Source organism: Paenibacillus taiwanensis DSM 18679, assembly GCF_000425125.1.
Lineage (GTDB): Bacteria > Bacillota > Bacilli > Paenibacillales > Paenibacillaceae > Paenibacillus_B > Paenibacillus_B taiwanensis.
This window is the reverse complement of sequence record NZ_AULE01000024.1, coordinates 126,956-139,255: the sequence shown is the minus strand read 5'-3', so window position 1 is coordinate 139,255 and position 12,300 is coordinate 126,956. Positions and strand designations below refer to the sequence as shown.

Below are 12,300 nucleotides of genomic sequence, written 5' to 3'. Positions count from 1 at the left end.
AATTACATCTCAAGCACGAGCAAGTCTTTCGTAGATTGTGTTATTATTTCAATCCCGTTCTCCGTAATGACGATATCGTCTTCAATACGTACACCGCCGAATCCAGGCACGTAAATGCCCGGCTCCACTGTTACGGTCATACCGGGAGTTAACACCGTATCGCTTGCCTTCGACAAGCCTGGACGTTCATGTACTTCCATGCCCAAGCCATGTCCCAAGCTGTGCCCAAAATTCGGACCATAGCCATAACGAGTAATGATATCGCGCGCCAACGCATCTGCCTCACGTCCAGTCATACCTGGACGAATATGCTCCAAGGCGTACAATTGGGATTCCAACACGATGTTATAGATTTCTTTATGCTTGTCTGTTGGTGTACCGAGCACGACTGTACGTGTAATGTCAGAACAATACCCTTGGAAGTAAGCACCAAAGTCGAGTTTAATAAACTCATTTCCTTGAATGATGCGCTCACTTGCTACACCATGCGGCAGTGCAGAACGTTCACCGGAAGCAACAATCGTATCAAAAGAGCTGGAAGTTGCCCCATGCTTACGCATAAAGTATTCCATCTCAAGTGCAATGTCCTTCTCGGACACACCCGGCTTCAAATAATTCAAGATATGACTGAACGTACGATCTGCCAGCGATGCAGCATCACGCATAATACGCAGTTCATCCTCGTCCTTGATCATTCGCAAGTCTTCTATTAATCCACTGGTCGGAATCAATTCAATTGGAGCCAACTCTTCGGCATAATTGGAATAAGCAGCAAAAGTAACATGGTCCTGTTCAAATGCAAGGCGCGAAATACGTAGCTCCTGTAGCAGCGTCTTCAACGTATCCGTTACTTTGGCATGCTCAATGACTTCGAAGTCAGGCGATTGCTCAGGTGCCTGCGTCATATAGCGGAAATCTGTCAGCAAAATTGCACGGTCATGTGTAATCAACACATAACCTGAAGAGCCCGTAAAACCAGTCAAGTATCGACGGTTAATATCACTTGCAACCCAGATCGCTTCTAACCCTCGTTGCTCCATTTCCTTGCGCAATCGCAAAACGCGAGCGTTACTCATCCGAATCATCTCCTGTCAATGGTGTTCATCGTTATGTATGCGTAGATAGTCCTTTGCCGTTCTGCTGCACTGCTTGATGAAGCGCATATAATCCAAGTTCATAGCTGTGCGAGCCAAATCCCGCGATTTGACCTACGACTACTGGTGCGGTCACAGAATGATGTCTGAAAGCTTCGCGCTTGTGAATATTGGACATATGAACTTCAACCGTAGGAATGCTGACGGTGGCTAGCGCGTCACGAATCGCATAGCTGTAGTGCGTCCAAGCCCCAGGATTGATTAAGATGCCGTCGCACGTTCCATATGCCGCATGAATACGGTCAATAACCACTCCCTCGTGGTTGCTTTGCATGCATTCAAGCTCGACACCTAGCTTATTGGCGATTCCAAGAAGACGAGCCTCGATGTCGGCAAGCGATTCCTTGCCGTAAACACCAGGTTCCCGAATTCCCAACATATTCAGGTTTGGTCCATTTAATACTAAGTAACAAGCCACGCCTATCCCACCTTATGCAGACGAATACTCACGTATTTTATCATACGAACAGCCGCTTGAGAAGCATGTACCTAGCTAAACCATAACGATTTCGATCCATGACCCTTTTGGCGTGATCTTACATAACCGGCTCCGGCTGCTTGTTTGAGCCCCCTCCCCCTGTTTGCTCCTCCTTGTGACCCTGCTCTTTGCCCGCCGCTTGATGATCTGACTGGCTTGTACCTTTTGGCCCGCTTGAATGTTGATCGTGTCGTCCCCCTGATGCCCCCGGCTCACGAAGACGCTCATCATTAAATTCCATCGCAACCGTATAGCCGATAAACAGTCCCCACAACAAAAACAGACAAAAATCAGTGTAAATGGAATTCCAAGTTGTTTTCGTTACTGGCGGCATCATTTTGACTAAAGGCCCTACAGCAACAAACAAAATAACCCACCATAAAATACCGTATACGATGCCAGCCCAAGGCCCGGGAACTTTCTTCAAAAACATCGTATAAATCACACTTGCAAGCATAGAGAAGCCAATAAAGACGACATATCCGGCTGCTCCGCCGCGTGCCGTCACCAAGTAGGTGTGGTTATAGAACGGCTCCATTAGAAAACCTGGAACTACGATAGTAAAATGAAACGCATATGCTAACCAGCGCAGCCCCCCCCAGATGAGTCCGGCAAACATGCCGAGCTGCATCGCAAACCAAAATGGATTCGTTTTCTTTTTATTGCTTTCTGTTTTACTCCGATGCTGTTGTCGATATTGCTGTTCATTCATAACTGTGTGCCCCCTTCATACCGCTCATCGTCCTTATAAGCTATTTTTCAGTTACGCTCGCAAAGGTAGTATGTGCGAATTGCGTGTATCTTAACGTTGTTCCGCTATATTCGGCTTCTGTGTTGTGGTAGCAATAAGACTTCAAATTCGATACAATATGACTATATCGTCCATCACAGTTGTTGTGGCTGGATCTCATTCAAGGAAGGTGAAGCGATTGTCAGAGCAATCCAAAGCAATTTACGGTGGACAAGCGGTTATCGAAGGAGTCATGTTTCAAGGACGCCACGTGAACGTGACAGCAGTGCGTCGTAAAAATAACGAGATTTCCTATTATGAAGTTCCACGTGAAGAAAAGAAGTGGCTAAATGCCCTCAAGAAGATCCCGCTTTTGCGTGGCTTGGTCGGCATCATTGAAGCGAGTGCACGAGGCGCACAGCACCTTAATTATGCTGCTGAGAAGTATGCAGAGGACGAGGAAGGGCCCATCCAGGAATCAGACAAAAAGTCTGGGTGGAGTCTAAGTATGATCTTGGGTGTAGCCGTTGTCGGCGTGCTTTCCTTTATATTCGGGAAAGTCATTTTTACAGCCGCACCAGCTGTAATTGAACAACTTTTGTTTGGCAAAGCATTTGAGAACCAAGTTGTTCATACGATTATTGAAGGTATTATTAAGATCGTTATATTGATCGTCTATTTGTGGGTCATTTCAATGACACCTATCATCAAACGATTGTTCCAGTACCACGGTGCTGAACACAAGGTCATTACCGCTTATGAAGCAGGACTAGAACTGACTGTTAAAAATGTTCAGAAATTTAACACGCTTCACTATCGGTGCGGCAGCAGCTTTATTGTGTTAACAGTTATTGTTGGCGTCATTATTTATTCCTTTGTATCATACGATTCTTTGCTTGAACGTGTATTATGGCGGCTTGCGCTGCTACCGCTTGTGATCGGGGTTTCCTATGAATTTTTAAGATTCACGAACGCACTGCGAGATGTACCTGTACTACGCTTTCTTGGGTACCCTGGATTGTGGCTGCAATTGTTAACGACTAAAGAGCCATCCGACGACCAAGTCGAAGTATCCATCGCATCCTTTAACCGTATGCTTGAACTGGATAAACAGCTTCAACCCAATGGAGCTACCAAAGCTTCTTGAAGACAGGAACAGACCATGTCGAAAGGATGGATAGTTGATGAGACGATTTCCATCATGGTTCATGATTACGCTGATCGCACTTGCAGCCATCGGCCTAATCGGAACGATCATTAGCAACCCGACGTACTTCCTGATCCCGCTTGTGCTAGCCGTTATTATATTTGCGCTTTACAAATGGGGCCCAAAGCGTACGACTGCAAAGCCACGAATTAAAAAATCAGCGCGAACAGAAGCCAAAGTGAAGAGAATGCAGAAGCCGCCTGTCAAGCCTAAAGCTGAACGTCGGCGCTCAACAGCCTCTCTAACTGTAATTGACGGCAATAAGTCTAAACCTAAATCAAAGACCAACTCGTAACCAGTTGGAAGCGGGGCGACTCGGTGCTACGCCTCACTAATTGTGAGACAGAAATTGACTCAAGTACATGTGAAATAGCCAGTCATCGGAATCTCGACGACTGGCTATTTCTTTATATTAATAGTTGAATTACCGTGACAATTACCGTTTTTAAGTTTAGAATTTAACGTTTTGCGAGTCATTATTTTTTTACGTTACCATATATAAATATGGTCGAAAGTGAAACAACTGAAGTAGCTTTAATGGCTATAGGAACTTCTACAAATAAGCTTACTATAACGTAATCATTTATTTAAACTTGGCCATAAACACTTCATAAAATTGCTCATATTGCGTATAACTCCAATCGTCAAAATAATTTAGACCTGCTGTCAGTCCGGAGTCATACAAAGCAAGACTTTGTTCCTTTGTAATACTAAATTCGGTCAGTCCAACTCCAAGCGTCGGAATCTTAATGGTCCGGTACCGATTATGTTGTTCGATATAACGTTGATCATGTGCACCTATCATCGTCTCGACCATTGCTTGCAGCATCGAAATAAGCCCTGTAATCGAATTGGCCTTCACTTCCTGATTTCCTACCATCTGAAAGCCAATTGTAGGTATTACACGCATCGTGCGCGGGTCCCGCTCCTGATCAAACAACCATAAAGGGAAATTGCTTAGCATACCACCGTCCACAACGTAAGTAAATTGCTTTCTGAACGCTTTTGCCTTGCCCCTCTCATTAATTAACGTTTCTCTAATCATGACGGGATCAAAAAAATAAGGAATGCAAGTGCTCATCCGAACTGCCTTACTGACCGAGAATGCCTCCGGTTTAATGCCATACTGTTTCATATCGTCGGGCAGCACCAACAACCGACCATTTGTAATGTCTGATGCAATAATACGAAGCTGGCCTGGTGCAAGATCTCCGAAATGACGTACTCCTTTTGCTAGCAGCAGCTCATAAATCCAATGCTCCAAAGCTTCCCCCGAGTACAGTCCTTTTTTAAGGAACAAACGCAGGATCGGCCCTATCCATTTCACTTCAAAAATAGGCGCTCTTTTAAGAAATGAAGAAAATGGCGTTCGAATAATAACTTCTCTCATCTCCTCAGCTGTATACCCAGCCGCAATTAAAGAAGCAACAATCGAACCAGAAGAGGTGCCAGCAACACGGCGAAAAGATATACCGGCAAGCTCAGCAGCCCTAACGGCACCGGCCAACGAAATCCCTCTTACTCCCCCGCCTTCAAAGACGGCGTTAATTTCTACGCTCATATCGGTATGCCCTCCCGAGCGGACTTTGAGTGCTACATATTGTTATGTATGCCTGCTCGGGAAAGGTTATGATACGAAGTCATACACCCATCATCTATATGACTCGTATACATTGTTGGCCTGGCTAAAACGTTATCCTGACTGGTGAGACGTTACTTTTCCTGATTCTCATAATATTGCTGTAACGAATCTCCCACTTGTTTCGTGTTACGGATCAAATCTTTAGCACTAAAATAAATGTCACCATTAACCGAACTGAACTGTTCATTGTACTTTAACTGTTTGATTAATACGTCCGCTGACGCCCAATCCTTCTCATTTGCATCCGCCAGTTTGTAAGCAGCATGACCAATATAAAGATCAACACCCGTTCCTTCGGTTTCCTTCACCCACCACTGAACTAGCGTATCGTAAGAAGCAGCTTTATGGCCGATATGCCAGTAGATTTGTGGTGCAACATAATCAATCCAGCCATTTTGAATCCAGTGTCGTACATCTGCGCTCAAAGAGTCATAACTCGTAACACCAGCATTCGTATTTGATCCAGTTGGGTCTACAGACGCATTACGCCATACACCAAACGGACTGATTCCAAACGAAACGTTAGGCTTTGCGCGATGAATTTTACTATCCATTGCTTGTACGAATTGATTGACGTTGTTACGACGCCATTCTTCTTTGCTGTTATATACTTTGTTATAAGTGCGATAAGATGCGTCATCCTTAAACGGCTCGGCTTCTTGACCATAAGGATAGAAGTAATCATCAAAATGAACCCCATCTACGTCGTAGTTGTTCACTACCTCCATAACAGAATCCATAATAAAGTTGCGTACTGCCGGAACTCCTGGATCAAATAAAAGTGTATTTTTGTGCTTAACGACCCAATCTGGATGTTGACGTGCGGGATGATCACTTACAAGCTTGTTCAGGTCCGTTTGAACGCTAATACGATACGGATTAAACCATGCATGGAACTTCATCCCACGCTTATGCGTTTCCTCTATCATAAACGCAAGCGGGTCATATCCGGGATCTTGCCCCTGCTTACCTGTCAACCATTCAGACCAAGGAAGCAGCTTGGAAGGATAAAAAGAGTCCGCTGTCGGCCGTACTTGGACGAAAATAGCGTTTAGCCCCATCTGCTGCAGCTGATCTAACATCGTCGTGAAGTCTTGCTGTTGCTTCAACTTGTCAAATCCTTTGCGTGGATCACTCGGCCAATCGATATTGTATACCGATGAAATCCATGTTGCACGCAAACCGGCAGCAGACTGCTCCATCCCTTCGCCAGTTACCAAGCTCACCGATTGAAGCAGCGGGTCCCAATTGACTTGCACGCCAAGACTTTCCCCAATAAAACGCAGCGGCACCATCGTCCGCCCCGATTTCATTTCGGCTCCGACTTCCAATGCCACATGCGTACCATTGACGAGTGCCCTTTTCTCACCTAATGTCAGTGTAATGGTCTTGTCACCTTTTCTAAACTCTACCCCACGTGTACTAGGACTCCAAGTAACGTCAGCACCTAGCCCTTCTCCAATTGCGCGAAAGGGCAGCATCGTAACATTTTTGCCAGGCACAAGATAGGGTGCAACATCAGATACCAGTCGCTTGCTATCGACAAAGATCTTAATCTCTTCTTTCGCCTGCACATTAGGAGTCGGCATCATTGCTGTGCATATCGTCACCGCTGCGAGTATCGCCACCAGTTTGTGTTTCCATTTGTTCATTATGCAATTCTCCCATTCTGTATGTATTGCTAATGCTAGTTTCACAGAGTCTATGAATCACAACCAAATAATGATTAAATAGGCTCTTATATATAGACGCAAAAAATAAAAGATCTGTTTCGCAAGAAACAGATCTTTTACGATTCGTTGTCCAATTCGCTGCGGATGCCGCGTAATACTTGCAGCCGCTCTGGCTCACGATTAAAATATTCAACCAGTGACGCAATACAATTTATGGAATCCGAACTTAAATGGTGTTCGATACCTTCGACGTCTGTATAAATGTGCTCCTCTTGCACACCTATAATGGAAAGAAATTGCTCCAACAACTCATGCCGATCAACCAAGCGCTTTCCGATCTTCTTGCCCTTGCTTGTAAGTACCAATCCACGATACTTCTCATAGATCAGATACTGATCCTTGTCCAACTTCTGGATCATCTTTGTAACCGATGATGGATGAACCTCGAGTCCCTCCGCGATATCAGACACACGTGCGTATCCTTTTTCATCGATTAATTTGTAGATGCGCTCTAAATAATCTTCCATGCTTGGTGTAGGCAACTTATTCCCTCATTTCTTACATCCATTTCAACACAGTCTTAATAAAACGACCTCTTTTATTTTACATGGTTCTTTGCCCAAGTTCAACCTTGATACCTATTTCGACATTTACCAGACAATATTTCACTCGCTTTAGTGCAAGCTAACAGCAGCTAATGATATCCTGCTATGACTCAACCTATTGGAGGTTTACGTATGTCTATGCCCAACACATCCTCAATTAATAAGCAGCGAACCAAACGAATACGAAAAGAAACACCCGCATTTGTGCCCGATCTTGTGTACTTTGAACCCGATGCCCTTCAATATCCGAAAGGCCAGCATATTATGGCATGGGTGAAAGAGCAGGGGATTGAATATTTGATGACGACTTCTCACAATCGAATTACGAACCTGCCTGGCGAGGGTGAACTGGAAAAGTATCGGATGGCAAAACGTACGCTTGTAGTAGGAATCCGTAAAACGTTAACGTTTGACCAATCTAAGCCATCGGCCGAGTATGCCATTCCGATTGGAACGGGCTGTATCGGACATTGTCATTATTGTTATTTGCAAACGACGTTAGGCAGCAAACCTTACATTCGTGTGTATGTAAATACAGACGATATTTGGAACGCAGCAAAGCACTATATCGAAGAACGTAAGCCTGACCTAACCCGCTTTGAGGCATCCTGCACATCCGATCCGCTAAGCTTGGAGCATATTACAGGAAATTTATCAGACCTCATTGTACGTATGGCAGCTGAGGAATTCGGTAAACTAAGATTTGTGACAAAGTACCATCATGTAGAGCCATTGCTGCAATTAGCGCATCAAAAAAGAACAGATGTCCGATTCAGCATCAATGCAGATTATGTAATCAAACACTTTGAACCTGGAACTTCCCGCTTTGAAGAACGTATTCAAGCAGCCGGTAAAATTGCGCGCGCCGGATATCCGCTTGGATTTATAATCGCACCTATTTATTGGTATGACGGCTGGGAAGCGGGATACGCACAGCTGTTAGAAAGGCTGGCAGAAGCATTACCTGAAGAAGCGACGTGGGATTTATCGTTTGAGTTAATTCAGCACCGTTTTACGAAAACAGCCAAGTCTGTTATCAAAAAACGTTATCCGAACTCTAAGCTGATCATGAACGAGGAAGAACGCAAATACAAATGGGGCCGCTGGGGGCAAGGGAAATATGTATACCCTGATGAACAAGCTACGCTGCTGAAATCCTTTATTTCTGAACGAATCTATCATCATTTTCCGACTGCACGTATATTGTATTTTACTTAGATTGGGAGATAACTGATTATAATACAACAATAGCCATAAAGTGCGGTGCCAAAGTAAACAAGCACAGCGCCTAAATGGCTATTCTATCGCATATAGAGACTATAAGTTGCCTTATGTAAGGTCAATCAGCCATTGAGGAGACAGTTTCAGCAACCAAATATTAATATCTGTTAGTTGATCCGTAAACAGCAGTACACCCATTATAATCATGAGGACGCCTCCGACCTTCATTAAAGGCGCGGAGTATTTCGTCAGCCAGCGAGTGGACCCGATAAAAAAGGCAAGTACAAAGAACGGAATCGCAAATCCTAACGCATACGCGGTAGAGAGCCAAAACCAAGAATCCGGCTCTTGTGTCGCTAAAGATAAAATCGCACCTAGTATAGGTCCTACACAAGGAGACCAGCCCGCAGAAAATCCAATCCCAAATAAAAAGGAGCCGAAGTAGCTGCCTCTTTTACCTGCAATCTCCCACTTTCGCTCTTTCATTAGCATATGAGGCTTAAACACGCCTACTAAAAACAGACCCATCACAATAATGATAATTCCAGCAATCTGCCTTACAAGATCACGATACTGTACAAGCAAAGAACCAAAAACACCCGCACTAAGTCCAAGCGTGTAAAACACCGCACTAAATCCCAAAATAAAAAACAACGTATGCGTCATTGTTTTCCATCTTACTTCGCGCTTGGAGCGTTCGTTTTTCAGTTGATTAACCGACATTCCCGTTATGACGGAAATATAGGAAGGATATAGCGGCAGGCAACATGGTGAAATAAAGGACACCATCCCCGCCCAAAACGCAACCCATATCGTTACAGTCATGAAGTCTGCCTCCACCTTCTAGTCATTGCACGCCGTTAACTTGTAAAATACGGTAATGTGCACTTATCACTAGTTTATACCTTTACTCCACGACGCACAAGCAGAGTAAAAATAAGAACGGCAATTAGGATCAACACAATAGTAGCACCTGGAGCCAAATTCCATACACCGGCCGTAATAAGTCCAGCTACCACTGCAAATTCAGATACAAACACAGATGCGATAATCGCTTTCTTAAAGCTGCGGGCCACGAGCAGGCTCGTAGCAACGGGAATCGTTAGCAATGCCGATACAAGTAAAGCACCTACGATTTTGATTGCGGCACTTATAACTAGTGCGGTAAGCACCGTCAAGGCAAGATTAAACCAACGTACAGGCAATCCATTTACCGCGGCGGCATCCTCATCAAACGTTAATAGAAACATTTCCTTCCAAAAGATGACCATAAACCCGATTACGATCAGCGTTACACCACCAACGACCGAGATGTCCATCCAATTTAACGTATATATGCTTCCAAAAAAATAGTTTGTGACATTGGCGTTAAAGCTCTTGCCAAGCGTAAAAAACAAAGAAGCAAGCGCGACTCCGCCTGACATAATGACGGCAATAGACAACTCCGCATATGTTTTATAAGCTTTTCTTAGCTTCTCAATTGCAATCGAACCAAGCAGCGCAAATATAAGTCCACCTGCTAACGGATAAATACCGATTAGAAATCCAAGCGCAACTCCGGCTATCGTCACATGAGCCAACGTGTCGCCTATCATGGAAAGACGCCGTAATACTAGAAAGATACCCATCAAGGGTGCAGTAATACCGATAAGCAGCCCGCCTATAAGTGCCTTTTGAAAAAATTGTGACGTTATAATGTCAATAAGCATATAATCTCCTCTTATCTCTCTTCTATCGTTATTCTAGGGATACTGACCTCAGCTCATGACGCTGTGCGTCAAGTTCGGCAGTGCACATTCCCTCTCGTGTGAATGTTTACGATAGAAGTTAAACTTGCCGCAGCATTGCACAGGCTCCTTGCCCAGCCATGCATTCACCATATCCAAATCATGAGACACCATCACAAATGTCATGCGATGATGCTCATGCAAATGCTGAAGCAGCTTAAAGAAGTCCTTTTGCGTATCCGTGTCAATGCCCACTGTCGGCTCATCAAGAATAAGCAGCTCGGGCTTATTTACCATAGCTCGAGCTAGAAATACGCGCTGCTGCTGTCCACCCGATAACGCTCCAATCCGCTTATCGGCCAAATCTGTAACACGCATCACTTCAAGCGCGTCCAAACATTTGTCTTTGTCGGCACGAGACAATCGCCGGAATAAGTTGCGGCGGTTATACATGCCGGATTGCACCACTTCCATTACCGTTGCCGGAAATAAAGGGTTAAAGCTGTTCTTTTGCGGCACATAACCGATCCGCTCCCAGTCTTTGAACTGTTGAATGGGTGTTCCGAACAATCGAACCTCGCCTGCTGTTGGTTTTAGCAAGCCAACCATCAAACGAAGCAGCGTCGTTTTTCCGGCTCCATTTGAACCGATAACACCAACAAAGTCACGTTCTCTAACTTCAAAGCTAATATCTTCAAAAACTTTCTGGTCTTCATATTGATAAGCAACTTGATCTAATGTGATCACCTGCTGGTGGCAGGCGTTAATTGTGTCTGTCATAGTCCTCTCACTTCCTTACTCCTCACTACCATCTTTCCTATTGTAGCGCTTGGAGTAAATTTTGCAAATTACGTTCCATCAATGTGATGTAATTATCGCCTGCCTTCTCCTGCTCTTGGGTCAAGCCTTCTAATGGACTCAACACAAGTGTTTCGACTCCCGTTTCATCAGCCAACGTCTTGGCAAGTTGATCAGACACTAGCTCTTCAAAGAAAATATATTTGATGCCTTCTTCTTTTACCAGCTTCGACAGCTTTACTAAATCTTGTGCGCGTGGCTCAGCATCAGGAGAAACACCCATAATCGCATGTTGTGCAAGGTTATAGTCACGACATAAATATCCAAACGCTTGATGAGATACGACCATTTCACGCTTTTTCAAACTTTGTAAAGAATCTACATATTCCTGGTCTAGCGCGACTAATTTCTTATGAAGTGTTTCATACCTTTGATCATACTCCGCCTTATGGGATACATTAGCTTGAATTAGCGCATCCTTCACGTTTTGCGCCATAATGAGCGCGGATTTTGGACTTACCCAAGTATGCGGATCTATGCCACCATGATCGTGATCATGACCTTCGTGACCTTCATGATTCTCATGGCCTGCCTCCGCTTCTTCATGCTGGTGAGCCTCCCCCTCATGCTCATCCCCTGTTGCGGTAATCAACGCTATCCCCTTGCTCGCTTCAGTAATCTGCACAGTTGATTGTGCATCCAAACCTTTCTTGAAATCATCCAGCCACCCCTCGAAGCCAGCACCTTGAACAATCAACAATTGAGCCTGTGATGCATTTTGAATATCTTGACTTTTAGGTGTCCAGTCATGGGGCTCAACGCCAGCAGGAATCAGATTGATCGTATTTACAGTATCTCCGCCTATTTCATTCACCAAAAAGTAAAGCGGATAAAAACTAGTAACAACGTTCACTTTGCCTTCCACAATGCCCTTATTGTTTGTATTGCCGCATCCAGCAGCCAGCAGCGCCATACTCAAAATCATCATCAGAACTATTCGCATACCCCTTTGTTTTCCAATCCATGCAGCTTTCAATCTTATCTCTCCCTTTCCAATCCCGACTT

Annotated in this window: 13 protein-coding genes; 3 read left to right on the top strand and 10 right to left on the bottom strand. The window is 44.5% G+C overall.

The window, feature by feature from the left end:
• Window positions 1-2: 2 nt before the first annotated feature.
• The 3 genes from H509_RS0105100 to H509_RS0105090 all read right to left on the bottom strand — a co-directional run bounded on the left by H509_RS0105100 (window position 3) and on the right by H509_RS0105090 (window position 2,344).
• The gene (locus tag H509_RS0105100) at window positions 3-1,076 is read right to left on the bottom strand and encodes a M24 family metallopeptidase (protein WP_028544130.1); all 1,074 of its coding nucleotides are present in this window, start codon (window positions 1,074-1,076) and stop codon (window positions 3-5) included.
• A gap of 31 nt (window positions 1,077-1,107) precedes the next feature.
• Window positions 1,108-1,572, bottom strand: coding sequence for a type II 3-dehydroquinate dehydratase (gene aroQ / locus H509_RS0105095; RefSeq protein ID WP_028544129.1), 465 nt, complete (start codon window positions 1,570-1,572; stop codon window positions 1,108-1,110).
• A 118-nt stretch (window positions 1,573-1,690) separates the two neighbouring features.
• Window positions 1,691-2,344 (bottom strand): YqhR family membrane protein, encoded by a 654-nt coding sequence (locus H509_RS0105090; RefSeq protein WP_028544128.1) that lies wholly within the window; start codon window positions 2,342-2,344, stop codon window positions 1,691-1,693.
• Between the two features lie 217 nt (window positions 2,345-2,561).
• Between H509_RS0105090 and H509_RS0105085 the strand changes: the two genes are divergently transcribed.
• On the top strand, window positions 2,562-3,509 hold the full coding sequence (locus tag H509_RS0105085; protein WP_028544127.1) for a DUF1385 domain-containing protein: 948 nt from the start codon (window positions 2,562-2,564) through the stop codon (window positions 3,507-3,509).
• Between the two features lie 37 nt (window positions 3,510-3,546).
• On the top strand, window positions 3,547-3,864 hold the full coding sequence (locus H509_RS0105080) for a hypothetical protein (protein WP_028544126.1): 318 nt from the start codon (window positions 3,547-3,549) through the stop codon (window positions 3,862-3,864).
• A gap of 288 nt (window positions 3,865-4,152) precedes the next feature.
• Here H509_RS0105080 and H509_RS0105075 read toward each other — a convergent pair whose 3' ends face one another.
• From H509_RS0105075 to mntR, 3 genes are all read right to left on the bottom strand, one after another.
• Window positions 4,153-5,130, bottom strand: a complete 978-nt coding sequence (locus H509_RS0105075; RefSeq protein ID WP_028544125.1) for a patatin-like phospholipase family protein — start codon at window positions 5,128-5,130, stop codon at window positions 4,153-4,155.
• Between the two features lie 152 nt (window positions 5,131-5,282).
• Window positions 5,283-6,863 (bottom strand): family 10 glycosylhydrolase, encoded by a 1,581-nt coding sequence (locus tag H509_RS0105070; protein WP_028544124.1) that lies wholly within the window; start codon window positions 6,861-6,863, stop codon window positions 5,283-5,285.
• 137 nt (window positions 6,864-7,000) lie between these two features.
• Complete coding sequence (gene mntR, locus H509_RS0105065) at window positions 7,001-7,426, bottom strand: transcriptional regulator MntR (protein ID WP_028544123.1); 426 nt, start codon at window positions 7,424-7,426, stop codon at window positions 7,001-7,003.
• A 201-nt stretch (window positions 7,427-7,627) separates the two neighbouring features.
• Here mntR and splB point away from each other — a divergent pair, with 201 nt between their 5' ends.
• Window positions 7,628-8,707, top strand: a complete 1,080-nt coding sequence (gene splB / locus H509_RS0105060; RefSeq protein ID WP_036696421.1) for a spore photoproduct lyase — start codon at window positions 7,628-7,630, stop codon at window positions 8,705-8,707.
• Between the two features lie 111 nt (window positions 8,708-8,818).
• On the opposite strand, the gene H509_RS0105055 is transcribed toward splB, so the two are convergent.
• From H509_RS0105055 to H509_RS0105040, 4 genes are all read right to left on the bottom strand, one after another.
• On the bottom strand, window positions 8,819-9,535 hold the full coding sequence (locus tag H509_RS0105055; RefSeq protein ID WP_028544121.1) for a cytochrome c biogenesis CcdA family protein: 717 nt from the start codon (window positions 9,533-9,535) through the stop codon (window positions 8,819-8,821).
• Between the two features lie 74 nt (window positions 9,536-9,609).
• Window positions 9,610-10,419 (bottom strand): metal ABC transporter permease, encoded by an 810-nt coding sequence (locus tag H509_RS0105050; RefSeq protein ID WP_036696293.1) that lies wholly within the window; start codon window positions 10,417-10,419, stop codon window positions 9,610-9,612.
• 48 nt (window positions 10,420-10,467) lie between these two features.
• On the bottom strand, window positions 10,468-11,217 hold the full coding sequence (locus H509_RS0105045; protein ID WP_028544119.1) for a metal ABC transporter ATP-binding protein: 750 nt from the start codon (window positions 11,215-11,217) through the stop codon (window positions 10,468-10,470).
• Window positions 11,218-11,254: 37 nt separating this feature from the next.
• The gene (locus tag H509_RS0105040) at window positions 11,255-12,238 is read right to left on the bottom strand and encodes a metal ABC transporter solute-binding protein, Zn/Mn family (RefSeq protein ID WP_028544118.1); all 984 of its coding nucleotides are present in this window, start codon (window positions 12,236-12,238) and stop codon (window positions 11,255-11,257) included.
• Window positions 12,239-12,300: the final 62 nt, after the last annotated feature.